The sequence below is a fragment of the Arthrobacter sp. 10N43 genome, assembly GCF_056394525.1.
Window position 1 is genome coordinate 1 of the sequence record NZ_JBFTIA010000018.1, and the last position, 17,235, is coordinate 17,235.

Sequence of the window (17,235 nt, forward strand, 5' to 3'; positions counted from 1 at the left end):
GCCGCCTCCGGTTCCCAGCATTTCCGCTGGTCTCCCTCTCGGCGACTTAGAAAACAATACACCCACCACGCCCCCACCGCAAACCCACCCCCACACACCCCCACCACCACCCCAAAACCCCCAAAACCCGCGGCCAAACGCGGGCCCGGGCACCCAATCCGGGGCTCCGGCGTCGTAAGTGAGAATTGTGCGGTGCGTCACCGTGGCTCGGGGCGGACACAGACCTCCGTGGTGGGGCAGGCGGCCACGCGGCAATTGGCAGCCGCCCCGGCCCGGGCGCCGGCCCACCATCGGCGTTAAACGCAAGAAGGGCCGGCAACCAAACGGTTGCCGGCCCTTCTCAAGCCACTGGCTTCAGGAGTACTGAATTACCAGGAAGACTTCGTGATGCCCGGGAGCTCACCGCGGTGAGCCATGTCGCGGAAGCGAACACGGGAGATACCGAACTTCTGGAAGGTACCGCGGGGACGGCCATCGATGATGTCGCGGTTACGCAGACGTACCGGAGAGGCGTTGCGGGGCAGCTTCTGCAGGCCGAGGCGAGCAGCTTCGCGTGCTTCGTCGGTTGCGTTGGCGTCAACCAGGGTCTTCTTCAGTTCGAGGCGCTTTGCAGCGTAACGCTCGACGATGACTTTACGCTGTTCGTTCTTAGCGATCATTGACTTCTTAGCCATGTGTTTAGCGCTCCTCTCGGAATTCGACGTGCTGGCGGATTTTGGGGTCGTACTTCTTCAGAACCAGGCGGTCCGGGTCGTTACGACGGTTCTTGCGCGTCACGTAGGTGTAGCCCGTGCCCGCGGTCGACTTCAACTTGATGATCGGACGTACGTCCTTATCCTTTGCCATTAGAGCTTCACTCCTCGTGCCAGGATTGCGGCGACGACTACGTCGATGCCACGTACGTCGATGGTCTTGATGCCACGAGCAGAGACCTGCAGCGTGACGTTACGGCGCAGGGACGGAACCCAGTAGCGCTTCTTCTGGATGTTCGGGTCGAACCGGCGCTTGTTGCGGCGGTGCGAGTGCGAAATGCTGTGTCCAAAGCCCGGCTCGGCTCCGGTCACCTGGCAGTGTGCTGCCATGACGACTCTCCTCAAAAAATAAATGAAACGGCTAACAGAGTTCCTGCTGACCGTGCGTTAGGCGGCGTCCGCATCCGGCTCCCTCCCCCAACCATCGGTTCCGCGGGATTCAGTCAGACGGCACAAACCGGCTGGTTCCTCACTGCGGCGAAGATTGTGGGCCACGGGCACTTGGCGTTGGCGGTCCGTGGACAGCCATTGCGAAGTGCCGGGATGCTGGGCGAAATACAGGAATGCGCGCAACTTGAGCCCCTAACTACCGGCCACCAAGACCGTCGATTTCTCAGACAGGTCCTGCCAACCGGAGCAATTGCACACGCTCCGCGCCACCTAGCGCCTACCAAGTCTACGAGTTCGACGAATTAAAGACCAATCCGGCGCTGAATGGTGTATAGGGACTGCCCCGCAGCCGGTCCGCACAGACGGCATGGTCTCTTCCCAGGTCATATGCCGGGCGAAGTATTTTCACAGCCAAATGATAGGCGGCGAGGAGATTCTGGCTCTATGAACACACAACTTCTGACGAGCCGTCCCGGGGTTCGCCGCAGCCCCCGTGGCGCTGTGAACCCGTTCGACGGGCAGCATCGGCGGCGGTTGCTGCGGGCGGATCTGCTGACAGTCCTCTTCTGGGCGTCCGTGGCCGGCGCGGTCGCATTGTGGCTGGCCGACGGCGGGGCCGCCGGCTTCACGTCGGCGTCCGGCTCCTTCACCGCGCTGGGGATTGTGGCGGGCCTCGCCGGGATGGACCTGGTCCTTCTCATGCTGCTGCTGGCGGCGCGGATTCCACTGATCGACAACACAGTGGGCCACGACCGCGCGCTGGAGTTGCATCGAAAGCTGGGAAAGCCCGCCTTGTACCTCCTGCTCGCCCACGGGATCCTCATCGCGATCGGGTACGGCATGGCCGAAGGGCTGGATCCTGTCAGTGAGGCGGTTGCACTGTGGGTCCTGGTGCCCGACGTGTGGCTCGCCTACATCTCCATGCTCCTGTTCATCGCCGTCGTGGTCACCTCCCTGGTGGCGGTCCGACGTCGGTTCCCTTACGAATTCTGGTACGCCGTCCACCTTCTGACCTATGCGGCTGTCCTGACGGCCCTCCCCCACCAGTTCAGCGTCGGCGGCCTCTTTGCCGAGGGCACCTGGCAGCGCTGGTACTGGCTGGCGCTGTGCATCGGGACCGGCGCCGCCTTGGCGTATTACCGGGTGGCCCAGCCCCTGGTGGCATCGTTCCGACACCAGCTGACGGTCAAACGGGTAGTTCCGGTGGCCCCAGGCGTGGTGAGCATCGAGATGTCCGGCCTGCGACTGGACCAGTTGGCGGGCAGCGGCGGCCGGTTCTTTATCTGGCGGTTCCTGGCTCCCGGGTTGTGGTGGCACCCGCATCCGTTCAGCCTGTCCGCCGATCCCGTGCAGCTCGACGCCGCCGGCCAGGGCACACTGAGGATCACGGTCCGCAACCTGGGCCGGGGTTCGGCCCAGCTCGCGTGGCTCAAGCCCGGCACCAAAGTGGCCCTGGAGGGCCCGTACGGGCTGTTCAGCACGGCGGCACGGAGCCGCAACCGTGTGGTCATGGTCGGCGCCGGGATCGGCATCACCCCGGTCCGCGCCCTGCTTGAGAGCACTCCGTTCCAGCCCGGAAACGCCACCGTCATTCTCCGCGGTCACAGCGAATCCGAGCTGTACCTGGGCCAGGAAATACTCGAACTTTGCCAGCGGCGCGGAGCCACGCTGTTCCACCTGACCGGCCCCCGCCCGGCCGGAGTCCGGACCTGGCTGCCGGAGAACTCCGCACGCGCCGGCCATCGGCTGGCCAGTTATGACCCCAATATCGCCGACGCCGACATATACGTCTGCGGCCCCGCCGCCTGGGCGCAAAGCGTGCTTGGGGACGCCCGCGCAGCCGGCGTCCGGGAAGATCAGCTCCACTACGAAAGGTTCGACTGGTGAGAACCCGCGCAGCAGTTTCAGCAGCCCTCGCCTCCGCCGGCATCCTCATTGCAGGCTGGCAGGCGGGCGTCCACGTTGCCGATACGGGCAGCACCGTCGCGAGCGCGGCGGCCGGCACTACCGGCAGCACCGGATCCACGGGATCATCCGGCTCGAGCGGAACGTCCGGCTCAACGGGTTCGTCCGGTTCAACGGGTTCGTCCGGTTCGTCGAGCGCGACCGGCACCACGGGAGCCTCGGCCAAGGCCGGGGGGACGTATGCCGGCTCCGTTGTCCAGACCCGGTTCGGCTCCGTCCAGGTTCAGATCACGGTTCAGGGCGGAAAGATCACTGACGTCACGGCGCTCCAGCTGACCGACGCTGAACGCAAGTCCGTGCAGATCAGCAACCGGGCGGCCCCGCTCCTGCGCGCCGAGGTGCTCCAGGCCCAGTCCGCGGACGTGCAGACCATCAGTGGTGCGACGGTGACGTCGGACGCGTATTTGAACTCCCTGCAGGCGGCCCTCGATGCAGCCAACCTCTGAGCGGGGCGGATCGGCCCTGAGGGCCAGGACTTTTGGCTCCATGGGCACCGTCGTCAGCCTGACCATTCCTGCCAGAGCCATCGGTGACCGCGAACTCGACGCCGCAACTGCCGCCGTCGAACGGGTGTTTGCCGGCTCGGATGAGACCTTCAGCCTGTACCGTCCCGATTCCGAGGCCAGTCGGCTGGCGCGCGGCGAGCTGTCGCTTCGGGACTCATCCGCCGGGATGCGGGACCGCTATGCGGATGCTGTGGGCTGGCGGCTCATGACGGAGGGCGCGTTCTCCCCGGAGCGGCCCGACGGCGTGCTGGACCTATCCGGGATTATCAAGGGCTACGCAATCGGGCAGGCCGGGGAGGCGCTGCGCATCCGGGGAATCACTGACTGGTGCCTGAATGCCGGTGGTGACGTGCTGGTGATGGGCTCGCCGGTTCCGGGCAGCGGGGCCTCGTGGGCGGCCGGAATTGCTGATCCGCTGGACCGCTCGGCGCTGCTGTCCGCCTGCGAGCTGGGCGGGCGGGGCGGCTGGAAAACAGGCACCCGGCGCGCCCTTGCGACGTCGGGCTCGGCGGAACGGGGTGACCACATCTGGACCGCGGGCTCCCGGGGCGCCGAGTTCATTCAGGTCTCCGTGGCCGCTGCAGACATTGTCACGGCCGACGTGCTTGCGACGGCGATCGTCGCGGGCGGGACCGAGATGCTACACCGGGCCACGGACGGCTGGGAGATCGATGTGCTGGCCGTCCGCCGCGGCGGGGAACTGCTCGCGACGCCGGGATTTCGTACCTAGCTTGCCGTTCTCTGACTTAGCGGTTTAGAGGTGTGTGAGCCGGCCGTATTTTGGCTCCAGGCCGTCGCCGGAGGACTTGCCGGTGACGCGCCGGACAACCCACGGGCCGGCGAATTCGCGCACCCACCGGGCATTCGCCCGGATGGCGTCCACCCGGCTCAGTTCGGGCACCGGGGTCATGGGCGGGACGTCGATCGAGTGCTCGTGCGCCAGGACGGTGAGGACGCGCTTTGCCATGTTCGCGTGGCCGGCCGGAGACATGTGCATCCGGTCCGTGGCCCACATGCCCCAGTCGTAGTACTCACTGAAGCGCCAGTAGTCGACCAGCAGGGCGCCGTGGTCCCCGGCGATTCCGCGCACCAGCTCGTTGTAGATGGCCGTGCGGCCGCGCATGGTGCCGAAAATCTTGGAGCCCCGCGCGTCGAAACCGGTGAACATCACCACGGTGGCGCCGGCGGCCGTGAGCTTGCGGATGCCGGCGTCGTACTCCGCCAGCAGGTCATCGATATCGACCTTGGGCCGGAGGATGTCGTTGGCGCCGGCGTAGATGCTGACCAGGGTGGGTTTGAGTGCGACGGCGGCATCCACCTGTTCGGCCATGATCTGGCGGAGTTTCCTGCCGCGGATGGCAAGGTTCGCGTACCCGAAGCCGGGATCGGCGGCGCCGAGCACCTCTGCCACCCGGTCCGCCCAGCCCCGCACGCCGTTGGGCCGGGTGGGGTCGTCGTCGCCGACGCCTTCGGTGAAGGAGTCGCCAAGGGCCACATAGCGGGACGTGAAATCCATGGGTCAAGTCTGCCAGCAGTTGCCGCGAGCAACAAAGACGGGACGGCCCGGCGGCGGCGTGCAGCTGCAGCGCTCAGCGTTCGCGCAGGATCCAGTGGTCGTCGTCGAGGCGGGCCACGATCTTCTCGCCGATCCGGGCCAGGTCCGCGACGTCTTTGGGACTGAGGGCATCCATGAACAAAGACCGGACGGCCTCCACATGGCCAGGGGCGAGCCTCACGATGGTCTGCATGCCTTCATCGGTCAGGTGAGCCGTCGTGACGCGGGCGTCGCCGGGGTGCGGCCGGCGCTCGAGCCAGCCGCGGTTCTGCAGCTTGGTGACCACATGGGAGAGCCGGGACAGCGAGGCGCTGGTGCGCGCGGCGAGCTCGCTCATGGGCAGGAAGCGCCCCTCGGCCTCGGAAAGCATCGCCAGCACGTTGTAGTCGAAGAGGGAAAGCTTGCCCGCGGCATGGAGCTGGGTGTCCAGGGCGGCCGGCAGCATGGTGTTGATGCTGAGCTGGGCGAGCCAGGCCCGGCGTTCATCGGCGTTGAGCCAGCGGGGTTCGGTCATGGCTACATTCTAGGAGACTGGAAGCTTGACGATTCAACTTCAAGCTGGGAATTCCTTAAATGTTCCCGCCTGTCCCCGGCCAGCTACCGGTAGGCTGGCCGCATGTACGTAGTCTCCCTGACCTACAAGGTCCCCGACGACATTGTGGAGTTCCATCTCCCGGCCCACGTTGAGTGGCTACAGGCGGCCTTCGACGACGGCGTCTTCATGGTCGCGGGGCGAAAAATCCCCCGCACCGGCGGCCTGTTGCTCTCCAATTCGGACCGGGCCAGCCTTGACGCCGCCTTGGCCAAGGACCCGTTCTACGTCAATGGCGTGGCCGACTTCGAGGTCATGGAGTTCCATGCCAACAGGGTGGCTCCGGGCTACGAGAACCTGCTGGATTCAGAGGCGCCCTCTTAAGCCCGGCGTCAAAACTTCGGCCCGGCGTCAAAGCTCGGCGCGTGACGCTTTCTCCATCAGCTTCTTCAGGCCGCCCTTCCGAGGGACCTTGACCGGCGACGGCCAGCGCGGGCTGAGCCGGTCGCCGAGGGTGACGCCGCGAAGCTTGCGGCCAAAGAGCGGCAGCACCCAATCGTGCAACCAGCGACGCTGCCGCCGTTCCCACTCCCGCAGGCTCAACCTGGCCGGCGGCTCCCAGTCCAGCGGGCTGATCTTATGGGGAACGCCCAGATGGTCCAGCACTTGGCCGGCGAGATATTTGTGGCCGGCCTTGGACATGTGCAACCGGTCCAAATCCCACATTCGCGGGTCGTGGAATGCGTCGAAGCACCAGTAGTCCACCAGCACGGCTTCGTACTTCGCCGCAATCTGCCGGACGCGCCGGTTATAGAGGGTGTTGCGTCTCTTCAGTGGTTCAAGGACGGCCGATACCTTGACGTCGAAGCCGGTGAACAGCACCACCGTGGCACCCGTCGCGGCGAGCCGGGCCACAAGCGCCTCATACTCGGCCATCAGCTCATCCATGTCGGTGCCAAAGTCGAGGATGTCGTTGCCGCCGGCGTACAGGGTGACCAGCGTCGGTTCCATGGCCAGGGCGGGCTCGAGCTGTTCGTCGATGATGTGGCGGAGCCGTTTGCTGCGGATGGCCAGATTGGCGTAATGCCAGCCCGGCTGTGCCTTGGCCAGCTTCTCCGCGACGCGGTCCGCCCAGCCGCGCACACCGTTGGGCAGCGTCTTACTCCGGTCCCCCACGCCCTCGGTAAAGGAATCCCCCAAGGCAACAAAGACCCGCCGCCCGCCTCGATCCGGAAGCAAAGGAAAAGAACCCACCCCGGCACCCTAGCGGCCGCAAAAAGCCGGAAGGGAAAGAGCGGATGAACCCAAGGTGACTGACCCGGGAGCCGCCTGAGGGTCTACAGCTCGGCTTTGCCCTGCCGCCAGTAACCCATGAACGCAACCTGCTTCCGGTCGATCCCCACGTCCCGCACCAGATACCGCCGCAGCTCCTTGACGGTGCCCGCTTCGCCGGCGATCCAGGCGTAGAAGGGAAGCGCCCCTGCGGGCTTGTCAGGGTTCTTGCCGGCTCCGATCGCCGCGGCGTCCATCCGTGCGGGGGTCTCCCAGAGGATGTCCTGGTCCACGTTGACGTCATCGGGTTCCGGGCCGGCGCCGCCCGCGGCAGCCTTGATGCCCACCCAGCCGGGCTCGGGAACAGCGGCGCGGACGGCTTCCTGCAGGAGTTCGCCGTGCGGACGCGAGCGGCCGATCGAGGCGCCACGCGCCAGCCAGGTGATTTCGACGCCGGCGTCCGACTTAAGGTCCAAGAAGTCGCCTCCCTCGGGGACCTCCAGGAACGCATGCCCGCTCATGTAGGACGGGAGGCTTTCCAGGATGGCGCTGATGGCCGGAACGGCCGTCTCGTCACCGGCGAGCAGTACCCGCTGGGCCAGGCCCGGCCGCCATTCGATGCCGGAGTAGGTCTCCGCCGTGACACAGTGCGCGGCCCGGTTGTTGGGGCCGATGATGGTGAGGGCGTCCCCCGGCCTGGCGCACACGGCCCAGTTCGCGGCGGGCCCGCCGTCGCCGGCGTCGTCGAAGTGCAGGACGAAGTCAACGTCGATCTCCGGGTAGACGGCGTCGAGGCGTTCCTCCCGCACTGTGTAGGTGCGCATGGAACCACGGGTTGCGGGATCCATGGCCAGCCATTCCTGGTACCAGCCGGACTGTTCCAAGGCGAACACGGGCAGCGGCAGGCGGGTGCCGTCCTCGGCGAGGGAGGGGATCATCAGCTTCACGCGAAGGTCCAGGGTGTCGCCGTGGACGCCGAAGTCTCGCAGGGAGTACCCGCCGAAGGTGATGCGGCGGAAGTTGGGGCTGAGCTCCTGCACAGCGGAGACTGTCACGTCGAAGGCCAGGGTCATTGGCTGGGTGGCAAGTTTGTCTCGTACCGCTGAATTCACGCGGGCTGCATTCGCACGGGTCAGATGTGCTCGGCTCGTCATGGGACCAACTCCAGGATTGTGGTTTCGGCTTTCGGGAAATCGGTGTGGTGCCGGCCTAGCGGAATGATCAGTGGCGTGCCGGAAACGGGGTCGGGAAGCACCCGCGATTCCAGGCCGAAGACGTCCCGGACCAGCTCCTCGGTGACCACTTCGGTGGAGGGCCCCTCGGCCACGATCCTGCCGCCCTTCATGGCGATCACGTGGTCCGCGTACCGGGCCGCCAGGTTCAGGTCGTGCAGAACGATTGCCACGGTGGTGCGGCGCTGCCGGTTCAGGTCGGTGACCAGGTCCAGGACTTCCACCTGGTGGGCCAGGTCCAGGTAGGTGGTTGGCTCGTCGAGCAGGAGCACGTCGGTTTCCTGGGCAAGCGCCATGGCGATCCAGACGCGCTGGCGCTGCCCGCCGGAGAGTTCGTCAACGTTCCGGTCGGCGAGCTCCAGCGTTTCGGTGGCTTCGAGCGCGCGCTGCACGGCCGCGTCGTCGGCTGCTGACCAGCTCCGGAAGAAGCCCTGGTGCGGGTAGCGTCCCCGGCCCACGAGGTCACGGACCAGAATGCCGTCCGGAGCGGTGGGATGCTGCGGGAGCAGGCCGAGGATGCGGGCGAGTTCCTTGGCGGGGCGGGAATGGATGTCCTTGCCATCCAGGGTCACGGCGCCGCCGGCCGGCTTGAGCAGCCGGGACAGGCCGCGAAGGAGCGTGGACTTGCCGCAGGCGTTGGCGCCAACGATCATGGTCACCTTGCCTTCGGGGATCTTCGCCGTAAGGCGTTCCACCACCCGGCGCTGGTCGTACTGCAGCGTCAGGTCCTGGGCTTTGAGAACCGCCATGTCAGGCGTCCTTTCGGTTGGCCGTGACCAGGAGCCACAGCAGGAACGGGGCGCCCAGCGCGCCGGTGACCACACCGACCGGAAGGACGGTGCCGTCAAGGAGCAAGGGGGCGATGTTGGCGGCGAAGTAGTCTCCGGCGAGGACAATCAGGGCACCAACGAACGCGCCGGCGGGCAGGCTCGCCTTGCCGGTGAACCGGCGGGCGATGGGTCCGGCCAGGAAGGCCACGAAGGCCACAGGCCCGGCTGCCGCGGTGGCGACGGCGGCCAGGGCGACGGCAGCAACCACCACGCCCAGCCGGGTGATGCCCACCCGGATGCCGAGTCCGGCGGCGGCGTCGTCTCCGAGTTCCAGGATCCGGAGCGGGCCGGCGAGGACGGCGACGGCGGGCACCAGGACCAGCAGCGCCAGCGCCAGCACCCCGGCGCGGTCCCAGCTGGCGGAGTTCAGCGATCCGTTCAGCCAGATCAGCGCCTCCGCGGCGGTGCGGATGTCGGCGCGGGTCATGAGGAAGTTGACCACGGCGTTCAGTGCCGCGGCGATGCCGATGCCGGCCAGGATGAGCCGGCTGCCGGCTGCGTTGCCCCGGTTGCCGCCCCCGGATCCGAGGGAACCGCTCCGGGAGATTGTGTAGATCACGGCCGCGACGGCCATGGCCCCGCAGAGCGCCGCGCCGGAAACTGCCGCCCCGGAGGCTCCGAAGACGACGATGGCGGTAACGGCGGCCGCGCTGGCCCCGTAGCTGATGCCGATGACATCGGGGCTGGCCAGCGGGTTGCGCAGCATGGTCTGGAACAGGGTGCCCGAGAGGCCGAAGGCGATCCCGATCATGGTGCCGATGACTGCCCGGGGCAGCTTGTTTTCCATCACGATGAAGCTGGCGCCGGGGATTTTCTCGCCGCCGGTCAGGTGGCCAATGAGGATCCTGAAGAAGTCCGGGATGGTGACGGTGTAGCTGCCCAGCAGGATGCTGACGGCGAGGAGCACCACGACGGCGATGGCCAGGAACCCGGTGCGGCTCCGGAAGAGTCCGCGAGATGGCAGATAACGGCGATGTTTGCGCGGATCACTGCCGCCAAGTGCCATCTCGGTGGAGGATTCCCGGGTCAGGTCTGCGTTGCTCACAGCCCGGCCCCCTTCCCGCGGCGAACCAGCCACACGAAGACGGGCGCACCCACGAGGGCGGTCATGATGCCCGCGGGGACTTCGCCGGGCAGCAGGATGACCCGGCCCACTACGTCCGAGAGCAGGAGCAGCACGGGCGCCAGGACCAGCGAGAAAGGCAGGATCCAGCGGTAGTCCGGCCCGGTCAGGAAGCGGACCGCGTGCGGAACCACCAGGCCGACGAATCCGATCGGCCCGGCCAGTGCAGTGGCCGAACCGCAGAGCAGCACAACGCCCAGCGCGGTAACGCCGCGGGCGAGGCCGACGCGCTGGCCCAGTCCGCGGGCGATGTCATCCCCCAGGGCAAGGCTGTTCAGGATCCTCCCGGTGAACAGGACGATCAGTGCCCCCGCGGCCAGGAACGGCAGCCCGGGCAGCACCACCGACCAGTCCCGGCCGGCGATCCCGCCGACCTGCCAGAACCGGAAACGGTCCAGGGTGTCCTGGCTGGAGACCAGGACGACGTTCATGAGCGAATACAGCCCCGCGCTCAGGGCCGCGCCGGCCAGTGCCAGCTTGACCGGCGTCGCCCCGTCGCGTCCCATGGATGCGATCAGGTAGACGACGACGGCGGCGGCGGCGGCGCCGATGAACGCGAACCAGATGTAGCCGGTCAGGGACGAAACGCCGAAGACGTAGATCCCGGTGACGACGGCGAGGGCGGCTCCCGCGTTGACGCCGATGATGCCGGGGTCGGCCAGCGGGTTGCGGGCCACACCCTGCATGGCCGCGCCCGCGAGTCCGAGGGCGCCGCCGGCGAGCAGCCCCAGCACGGTCCGCGGGATGCGGGCGTGGATGACGGCGTGGTTGCCGTCGGCGGGGTCGAATTGCGTGAGCGCCTGCCAGACCGTGCCGAGGGGAACCCCGCGGGCGCCGACAGCCAGGGACGTCGCGCAGACCAGAACAAGTACGGCGACGGCGGCCAGCAGCCAGGCCGCCTGCTTTGCGGGGGCTTTCCTCCCGGTGGGGGCCGGGAGTGCGGGCGCGCTGGCGGCGGGCGCCGTCGTCGTACTGTTCGTCATGGGAGGGTGTTACTTCGCCGCGGCAGCGACTTTGTCCGCCGCGCTGGCCAGCTGCGGCAGGAACGTGTCCAGGGACCACGGCAGGCTCAGCGGCGAGGAAGCGGAGATGGACAGCGTCAGGGTGTTGCTCGAGTCGGCTACCAGGGCGCCGGTCTTGATGGCCGGGATCTGGCCCAGCAGCGGGTCAGCCTTGATGGAGTCCGTGGTGGCCGCATCCGGGACCCAGGTCACAAAGATGTCCGAGCTGAGTTCGTTGGCCTTTTCTGCGGACCACGGGATGAAGAATTCCTTGGAGCCCTTGGACTTGTCCTCGACGACGGATGCGAGCTTCATGCCGATTTCGCTGAGGAAGCGCGGGCGGTTGTCGTTGGCCGTGTAGACGTTGACGCCGTCGCTCTTGTCCGGTTCCAGGTTGCCGTAGATGTAGGACTTTCCGGCGATCTGCGGGTACTTGGAGACCTTGTCCTTGATGGTGGCCTCGGTGTCGGAGACCAGCTTGGTGGCTTCGGCTTCCTTGCCCAGGGCCTTGCCGATGATGGTGGTGGAGTCCTGCCAGGAGGTGCCGTAGGCGACCTCCGGCTGGGCCACGACGGGGGCGATTTCGCTGAGCTTCTTGTAGTCCTCTTCGGTCAGGCCGGAGTAGGCGCCCAGGATGACGTCCGGGTTCAGCTTGGCGATCTCGGTGAAGTTGATGCCGTCAGCCTCGGAGAACTGGACAGGGGCTTTCTCCGTGCCGAAGCCAGCGCCGAGCTTCTCGAGCGCGGCGTCCTTCCACGGTGTGGAGCCCTTGTCGTTGCCGCCCCATTCGTTCTTGGGGATGCCGACGGGCACCACGCCGAGGGCGATCGCGACGTCGTCGTTGACCCACGAAACGGTGATGACTCGCTTGGGCTGTTCCTTGATGGTGGTCTCGCCGAAGAGGTGCTTGATGGTGACCGGGAAGGCGGCGCTGGCCGGCTGGGAGCTCGCGTCCGCCGCCGTCGAAGTTGCTGGTCCGGTGGAGCAGGCGGTCAGGGACAGCGCGACGGCGGCCAGAACAGCTGCGGCCCGCCCCGCGGTCGTGCGGAGGCGGCGGCCGGCAGGGCGGCCGGCGGAACGGGGGAAGACGGCGGAAGCCACGGAACTCCTTAGGTAAGTGATGCAAACCTAAGTAAGGCTAGCCTACCCTTTCAGTAATTAAGAAAGGTTTGAGTAACGTAATTGTCTCAATTGGCCTGTGACGTGCACGGAAGCATTGATGCGCGGTCGTGTTTTCCAGGGCGATGCCCTGCTGTTAGGTGCAACGCGGGGGCACTTACGGCCTATCACGGTGGTGTTTATCGGCCGTAGGTGCCCCCGCGTCGGGGGGCGGCCCAGTCGGACTCGCAGTACAGCCTTATGGGGCGATGGAGGTACTGCCTTGCCGGGCACTGCCGGCCCGCAGCCTCGCGGCGACGTCGATGGCGTCGCCGGCCGGCGCCGTGGACTTGGCGTCCGGGCGGGCCAGCAGGAGGTAGAGAAGGCCGGTGCCCGCCACCACGGCCAGGCCGAGCAGGACAGTCCAGTCGGTGACAAAGACGCCCGTGCTGCCGGGCCAAGCCAGCAGCACCATGGCAAAGATGCCGTAGGCCAGGGCGGCGGCATTGACCGCGAATCCCGCGGCCCCCAGGCTGAACGGCCCCGCCGGCCGCCAGCCCTTGAGGCGCTGGCGCAGGGCAGCCAGCACCACGGACTGGAAGGCAATGTAGATGCCCAGTACGGCAAAGGACGTGATCTGGGTGAGCAGTTCGTCCGAGCCCAGATAGATGATGATGCAGATGGCCAGGGGAATGCTGGCGGCGACGATCAGGGCGTTCGCGGGAACCTTGGCGGTACCGGAAACCTTGGACAGCCAGCGGTGTCCGGGCACCATGCCGTCACGGGCAAAGGAAAAGATCAGCCGGCTGGCCGCCGCCTGCAGGCTCAGCACGCAGGACAGAAACGCCGTGATCGCAACGACCAGGAAGATCTTGGCACCCACCGGGCCGAGGGCCGATTCCAGAATGGCGGGGATGGGGTCTGCATCCTGGCCGTTGACGATCTCCTGCAGGTTGGGCGCGGCCAGCACATAGCCGCCGAAGGAAAACAGCGCGGAGACGCCTCCCACCACAATGGTCATCATCATGGCACGCGGGATCCGCCGGGCCGGGTTGGCGACCTCCTCCGCCACGTCACCACAGGCTTCAAAGCCGTAGAAGAGGAACAGGCCGGCCAGGGCGGCGCCCATGAACGCGTTCAGGTAGCTGCCGTCTCCCTGCACGCCCATCGAGTCGAAAAACACGCCGAAGCTCTGTTTGCGCTGGAAAATCAGCAGGTACAGGCCGACGGCGATCACGCCGATCAGTTCTGCCGCCAGACCGATCCGGGCCACCCGGGCCATGGTTTTGGTGCCGGTGAAGTTCAGGACCAGCGCCACGAGAAGAAGCAGCACCGACAGGCCAAGCGTGCTTTCCCGGTTCAGCTCAATCTCGAACAGGCTGGCCAGGAAGCCGCTGCCAAATTCGGCCACGGCGGTGATGGTGACAATCATGGCCCAGATGTAGACCCAAGCCGCCATCCAGGCATAGCGCCGGCCCCAAAGCCGCCTGGTCCACGGATAGATGCCGCCGTGAATGGGATATTGCGACACCACTTCGCCGAATACGAGTGCCACCAGCATCTGCCCGGCCCCCACGATGAAGATCCAGAAGACCGACGGCGGCCCGCCGGCCGCCATGGCGACGGCGAAGAGCGAGTACACCCCCACCAGCGGCGAAAGGTAGGTGAATCCGAGGGCGAAATTGGCCCACAGGGACATGGACCGGTCAAAGGAATCCTGGTAGCCCAGGACGGCAAGATGTTCACTGTCGTTAAGCTCGGCGGTGTTGCGGGGTTCGGTAGACATGGTTTCCTTCCGACGACTTTGGCGGGAGATTCTGGGGGGCCGGCGCAGGACGCCGGTTGTGCTCGTGCCGGCGGCGGACGTGCCGGCGGCTGCGCTGCTTAGCCGATGTAGCTCATGACGTGCTTGATCCGGGTGTAGTCCTCCAGCCCGTACATGGACAGGTCCTTGCCGTACCCGGAGTGCTTGAATCCGCCGTGCGGCATCTCGGCCACGAGCGGGATGTGGGTGTTGATCCAGACGCAGCCGAAGTCGAGGCGCTTGGCGAACTGCATGGCCCGGGTGTGGTCCTTGGTCCACACCGAGGACGCCAGCCCGTAGTCCACGTCGTTGGCCAGGGCCAGGGCCTCGGCGTCGCTGGAGAACTTCTGCACAGTGACGATCGGGCCGAACACTTCGCTCTGGACAAGCTCGTCGTCCTGGTTCAGCCCGGACACCACCGTGGCTTCGTGGAAGTAGCCCACGCCGCCGTGGCGCTTGCCGCCGACTTCAACAGTGGCGTGCTCCGGCAGCCGTTCCAGGTATCCGGCGACGCGCTGGAGGTGGTCGGCGCTGCTGAGCGCGCCGTACAGGATCCCGTCCTCGGCGGGACCGCCGGTCCTGGCGTTCTGCCGCACTTCTTCGGCAAAAGCAGCCACAAACTCATCGTGGATGTCTTCATGCACCAGCAGCCGCGTGGCCGCGGTGCAGTCCTGGCCCGCGTTGTAGAAGGACGCCGGGACGATGCCCGCCACCGCGGTGGCGATGTCGACGTCGTCGAACACTATGACCGGGGCCTTGCCGCCCAGTTCAAGGTGCACGCGCTTGACGTCGGCGGCCGCCGCTCCGGCCACCTCCATTCCGGCCCGCACGCTGCCGGTGATGGACACCATCTCGGGGCCTCGTCCGCCACCAGGGCCTTGCCGGTCTCGCGGTCGCCCAGGACCACATTGAACGCGCCGGCAGGGAGGAAGGCGCTGGCCAGCTCGGCAAACAGCAGGGTGGAGCTCGGCGTGGAATCAGAGGGCTTGAGAACGACGGTATTGCCGGCCGCAAGCGCGGGAATGACCTTCCACGCCGCCATCATCAGCGGGTAATTCCACGGGGCCACCTGGCCGATGACGCCGATCGGCTCGCGCCGGATCGAGGAACTGTGGTCCGCCAGGTACTCGGCGGTGGCCCGGCCTTCCAGCGTCCGGGCGGCGCCGGCAAAGAAACGGATCTGGTCCACGAGGACGTCGATCTCATCCGGGACAATCCCCGCACGGGGCTTGCCGGTATCGGCGCATTCGAGGTCGGCCAGCTCATCAGCCCGGGTCTCGACGGCGTCGGCAATGTGCAGCAGCGCCCGCTGGCGCTCCGCCGGAGTGGTTTCGCTCCAGGTCTCAAACGCCGCCGCGGCTGCCGCGTAGGCGGCAGCGACGTCGGCGGCGGTGGATACGGGCGTTGTGGCGATGACCTCTTCGGTGGCCGGATTGTGGATCTCCAACCGGCTTGTGGAGGCCGAGTCAACAAACTGGCCGTTGACGAAGTTCCGCAAATTCCGCACGCTCATGGGGTTCCCTTCAGTGAATTGGGTGGGCCGGGCCGCGCAGCGGACCACGCCACAATGTGACCTGGTTCACGGCCACATGGTGAGACTACACCTTATTCATCTGAAATGGGATGTTTAATTAACGGGGCTGTTCCCACCATGATCTTCAGGTTGGTGCCGGGGCAGGCAATGGCGCCGCCCGGGCCCGGGCCGGCATTCGGGGCGGCCAGGGTCCCTACGGGGAGCGACGGATCGGTGGAGACAACCACCCTGCCCGCAGCGTTCGCCAGCACCGTCGGTGCCCCCACGGCGCGCATCAGCGGCAAGGCGTCCCGCTCCAGCCGGCGCACCAGAAGATCTGCGCCCACCACTCCTGCCATGGACCCGCCGACGCTGACGGGCGCGGTGAGGGTGAGGATGTAGTCGCACGTGCACAAGTGGTCGACATAAGGGCCGGTGATGTGGCGCACCCCCGTGGTTTCCGGCACCCGGTACCACTCCAGCGCACTGAGGTCCCGAAGATAGTCGGCGTAATCGCGCGACGCCAGATCCAGCCGGCTCGGTTCCGTGGTGGTGCCCAGGATCGGGTTATCCTCCAGCGGACCCAGCCACCAGGCAAAATGGAGACCCTTGCCCCGCACCACGCCCGGCGCCGCGATGAACCCGGCGCCGATCAGCAGCGGGTTGGCGGCCGTCAGCTCCGGTTCGACCATCGCATAGACGGCAGGGTCAATATCTCCCGCGCCCCAGGCGGTTGAGGCCTCGACCTGCCCCCGCCACCGCTGCAGGGTGTCGAAGACGCCGTTGAACAACGCTCCGGTGGCCGCGGCGCAGTCCCGCGCCCGGGCTTGGAGGGTATCCGCCGTGTCATTGTCAGCCATCAGCCGTTGCTCCTTGCTCAAACCGTTCCTTGGCGGCCAGCAGCCACACGGAAAGCTCGCTGATCTGCGCCCGGACCGAGGCGCGGGCCGCGGCGGCGTCGCGGGCGGCGATCGCGACGGCGGTGCGCTCGTTTTGCGCATAGACCCGCGCCCGCATGGCGGGGTCCGTCAGGCACAACCACAGCATGGGGCCGAACTCCGCCTGGAGGCGGATCTGCTCGCGCACAAGCCGCGGTGACTGGCTGATCACGGCTATTTCGAGGTAGAAACCGCCGGCGTTCCGGCCGGAATCGCTGGCGGAACCAAAGTCGGCCCCCTGTAGCCAGTCGGTCAGCCGCTGGGCTTCATCGATGGACGCCAGCTCGGCCGCCCGTTCTGCGCAGCCGGCCGCCAGCACGCCAAAATAGGCGGCGAGATCGGCAATCTCCACCTGCGAGAGTCCGCGCAGCCGGGCCCGCAGGAGCCGCTCCGGCGTTTGCTCGGCGGCCAGCACAAAGCTCCCGCCCTCGCGGCCGCGCCGGGTTTCCACCAGCCCGGCCTCGCGAACAGCCCCCAGGCCATCGCGCGCCGTCACCAGGGCCACACCAAACCGCTTGGCCAGCTCCGCCTCGCTGGGTAGCCGATCGCCCGGAGCCAGCACGCCCAACAGAATGGCGTCGGTCAGCCGCTGGGCCACCTGCTCAGATCTGCCGACGCCGGTCAGTTGGGCGAAGACCGCGGCCCGGGCACCGCGCGACGGCGCGGCGGCGGCCGGTTCCTGGCTCACCGCAGCGCCCTTGGCCAGCTGCGTTCCCGGCGGGAC

At 67.1% G+C, this 17,235-nt stretch carries 18 protein-coding genes and 1 pseudogene; 4 read left to right on the plus strand and 15 right to left on the minus strand.

All coding sequences use genetic code 11. The features are described from left to right. Positions 1-368: 368 nt before the first annotated feature. From rpsN to rpmB, 3 genes are read right to left on the minus strand one after another with little or no spacing between them, the layout of a single operon-like run. Complete coding sequence (gene rpsN, locus AC1DDO_RS20980) at positions 369-674, minus strand: 30S ribosomal protein S14 (protein WP_441411515.1); 306 nt, start codon at positions 672-674, stop codon at positions 369-371. 4 nt (positions 675-678) lie between these two features. Next, the gene (rpmG, locus tag AC1DDO_RS20985) at positions 679-846 is read right to left on the minus strand and encodes a 50S ribosomal protein L33 (RefSeq protein WP_003798558.1); all 168 of its coding nucleotides are present in this window, start codon (positions 844-846) and stop codon (positions 679-681) included. Beyond that, positions 846-1,082 carry a 50S ribosomal protein L28 gene (gene rpmB, locus AC1DDO_RS20990; RefSeq protein ID WP_011693744.1) on the minus strand — a complete coding sequence of 79 codons (237 nt, stop codon included), beginning with the start codon at positions 1,080-1,082 and terminating at the stop codon, positions 846-848. Before rpmB ends, rpmG begins: the two co-directional genes overlap by 1 nt. A gap of 504 nt (positions 1,083-1,586) precedes the next feature. Between rpmB and AC1DDO_RS20995 the strand changes: the two genes are divergently transcribed. From AC1DDO_RS20995 to AC1DDO_RS21005, 3 genes are read left to right on the plus strand one after another with little or no spacing between them, the layout of a single operon-like run. Continuing rightward, complete coding sequence (locus tag AC1DDO_RS20995) at positions 1,587-3,029, plus strand: ferredoxin reductase family protein (RefSeq protein ID WP_476867511.1); 1,443 nt, start codon at positions 1,587-1,589, stop codon at positions 3,027-3,029. Next, a complete protein-coding gene (locus AC1DDO_RS21000) occupies positions 3,026-3,553 on the plus strand; it encodes an FMN-binding protein (RefSeq protein ID WP_476867510.1) in 528 nt (175 codons plus the stop codon). The genes AC1DDO_RS20995 and AC1DDO_RS21000 overlap by 4 nt, the downstream gene beginning before the upstream one ends. A gap of 40 nt (positions 3,554-3,593) precedes the next feature. Beyond that, on the plus strand, positions 3,594-4,343 hold the full coding sequence (locus AC1DDO_RS21005) for an FAD:protein FMN transferase (RefSeq protein WP_476867516.1): 750 nt from the start codon (positions 3,594-3,596) through the stop codon (positions 4,341-4,343). Positions 4,344-4,367: 24 nt separating this feature from the next. Here the strand turns inward: AC1DDO_RS21005 and AC1DDO_RS21010 are convergent, their stop codons facing one another. Beyond that, positions 4,368-5,129, minus strand: a complete 762-nt coding sequence (locus tag AC1DDO_RS21010; RefSeq protein WP_476867509.1) for an SGNH/GDSL hydrolase family protein — start codon at positions 5,127-5,129, stop codon at positions 4,368-4,370. A 73-nt stretch (positions 5,130-5,202) separates the two neighbouring features. Next, positions 5,203-5,682 carry a MarR family winged helix-turn-helix transcriptional regulator gene (locus AC1DDO_RS21015; RefSeq protein ID WP_441411510.1) on the minus strand — a complete coding sequence of 160 codons (480 nt, stop codon included), beginning with the start codon at positions 5,680-5,682 and terminating at the stop codon, positions 5,203-5,205. 102 nt (positions 5,683-5,784) lie between these two features. On the opposite strand from AC1DDO_RS21015, the gene AC1DDO_RS21020 reads away from it, so the two are divergent. Further along, positions 5,785-6,084, plus strand: a complete 300-nt coding sequence (locus AC1DDO_RS21020; protein ID WP_441411509.1) for a YciI family protein — start codon at positions 5,785-5,787, stop codon at positions 6,082-6,084. A 27-nt stretch (positions 6,085-6,111) separates the two neighbouring features. On the opposite strand, the gene AC1DDO_RS21025 is transcribed toward AC1DDO_RS21020, so the two are convergent. The 10 genes and pseudogenes from AC1DDO_RS21025 to AC1DDO_RS21070 form a co-directional block, all read right to left on the minus strand. Further along, complete coding sequence (locus AC1DDO_RS21025; protein WP_476867508.1) at positions 6,112-6,954, minus strand: SGNH/GDSL hydrolase family protein; 843 nt, start codon at positions 6,952-6,954, stop codon at positions 6,112-6,114. Between the two features lie 83 nt (positions 6,955-7,037). Then, positions 7,038-8,045 (minus strand): siderophore-interacting protein, encoded by a 1,008-nt coding sequence (locus AC1DDO_RS21030; protein WP_476867515.1) that lies wholly within the window; start codon positions 8,043-8,045, stop codon positions 7,038-7,040. Positions 8,046-8,122: 77 nt separating this feature from the next. After that, a complete protein-coding gene (locus AC1DDO_RS21035; protein WP_476867507.1) occupies positions 8,123-8,953 on the minus strand; it encodes an ABC transporter ATP-binding protein in 831 nt (276 codons plus the stop codon). Between the two features lies 1 nt (position 8,954). Beyond that, entirely contained in the window at positions 8,955-10,040 is a 1,086-nt protein-coding gene (locus AC1DDO_RS21040) for a FecCD family ABC transporter permease (RefSeq protein ID WP_476867514.1), read from the minus strand. 35 nt (positions 10,041-10,075) lie between these two features. Then, a complete protein-coding gene (locus AC1DDO_RS21045) occupies positions 10,076-11,140 on the minus strand; it encodes a FecCD family ABC transporter permease (RefSeq protein WP_476972709.1) in 1,065 nt (354 codons plus the stop codon). Positions 11,141-11,149: 9 nt separating this feature from the next. Then, positions 11,150-12,259: an iron-siderophore ABC transporter substrate-binding protein gene (locus AC1DDO_RS21050; RefSeq protein WP_476867505.1), complete on the minus strand. Its 1,110-nt coding sequence runs from the start codon at positions 12,257-12,259 to the stop codon at positions 11,150-11,152. Between the two features lie 256 nt (positions 12,260-12,515). Beyond that, positions 12,516-14,042 carry an APC family permease gene (locus AC1DDO_RS21055; protein ID WP_476867504.1) on the minus strand — a complete coding sequence of 509 codons (1,527 nt, stop codon included), beginning with the start codon at positions 14,040-14,042 and terminating at the stop codon, positions 12,516-12,518. A 98-nt stretch (positions 14,043-14,140) separates the two neighbouring features. Beyond that, positions 14,141-15,573, minus strand: a pseudogene (locus tag AC1DDO_RS21060) (aminobutyraldehyde dehydrogenase). 92 nt (positions 15,574-15,665) lie between these two features. Further along, positions 15,666-16,433 carry a cache domain-containing protein gene (locus AC1DDO_RS21065; RefSeq protein WP_476867503.1) on the minus strand — a complete coding sequence of 256 codons (768 nt, stop codon included), beginning with the start codon at positions 16,431-16,433 and terminating at the stop codon, positions 15,666-15,668. Beyond that, positions 16,426-17,199, minus strand: a complete 774-nt coding sequence (locus AC1DDO_RS21070) for a FadR/GntR family transcriptional regulator (RefSeq protein WP_476867502.1) — start codon at positions 17,197-17,199, stop codon at positions 16,426-16,428. Before AC1DDO_RS21070 ends, AC1DDO_RS21065 begins: the two co-directional genes overlap by 8 nt. Positions 17,200-17,235: the final 36 nt, after the last annotated feature.

What these genes read in the sequence shown, in the direction of transcription:
- rpsN (WP_441411515.1), bottom strand. Translation starts at nt 674, where the DNA reads ATGGCTAAGAAGTCAATGATCGCTAAGAACGAACAGCGTAAAGTCATC.
- AC1DDO_RS21030 (WP_476867515.1), bottom strand. Translation starts at nt 8,045, where the DNA reads ATGACCCTGGCCTTCGACGTGACAGTCTCCGCTGTGCAGGAGCTCAGC.
- AC1DDO_RS21005 (WP_476867516.1), top strand. Translation starts at nt 3,594, where the DNA reads ATGGGCACCGTCGTCAGCCTGACCATTCCTGCCAGAGCCATCGGTGAC.
- AC1DDO_RS20995 (WP_476867511.1), top strand. Translation starts at nt 1,587, where the DNA reads ATGAACACACAACTTCTGACGAGCCGTCCCGGGGTTCGCCGCAGCCCC.
- AC1DDO_RS21015 (WP_441411510.1), bottom strand. Translation starts at nt 5,682, where the DNA reads ATGACCGAACCCCGCTGGCTCAACGCCGATGAACGCCGGGCCTGGCTC.
- AC1DDO_RS21045 (WP_476972709.1), bottom strand. Translation starts at nt 11,140, where the DNA reads ATGACGAACAGTACGACGACGGCGCCCGCCGCCAGCGCGCCCGCACTC.
- AC1DDO_RS21040 (WP_476867514.1), bottom strand. Translation starts at nt 10,040, where the DNA reads ATGGCACTTGGCGGCAGTGATCCGCGCAAACATCGCCGTTATCTGCCA.
- AC1DDO_RS21020 (WP_441411509.1), top strand. Translation starts at nt 5,785, where the DNA reads ATGTACGTAGTCTCCCTGACCTACAAGGTCCCCGACGACATTGTGGAG.
- AC1DDO_RS21065 (WP_476867503.1), bottom strand. Translation starts at nt 16,433, where the DNA reads ATGGCTGACAATGACACGGCGGATACCCTCCAAGCCCGGGCGCGGGAC.
- AC1DDO_RS21035 (WP_476867507.1), bottom strand. Translation starts at nt 8,953, where the DNA reads ATGGCGGTTCTCAAAGCCCAGGACCTGACGCTGCAGTACGACCAGCGC.
- rpmB (WP_011693744.1), bottom strand. Translation starts at nt 1,082, where the DNA reads ATGGCAGCACACTGCCAGGTGACCGGAGCCGAGCCGGGCTTTGGACAC.
- rpmG (WP_003798558.1), bottom strand. Translation starts at nt 846, where the DNA reads ATGGCAAAGGATAAGGACGTACGTCCGATCATCAAGTTGAAGTCGACC.
- AC1DDO_RS21010 (WP_476867509.1), bottom strand. Translation starts at nt 5,129, where the DNA reads ATGGATTTCACGTCCCGCTATGTGGCCCTTGGCGACTCCTTCACCGAA.
- AC1DDO_RS21055 (WP_476867504.1), bottom strand. Translation starts at nt 14,042, where the DNA reads ATGTCTACCGAACCCCGCAACACCGCCGAGCTTAACGACAGTGAACAT.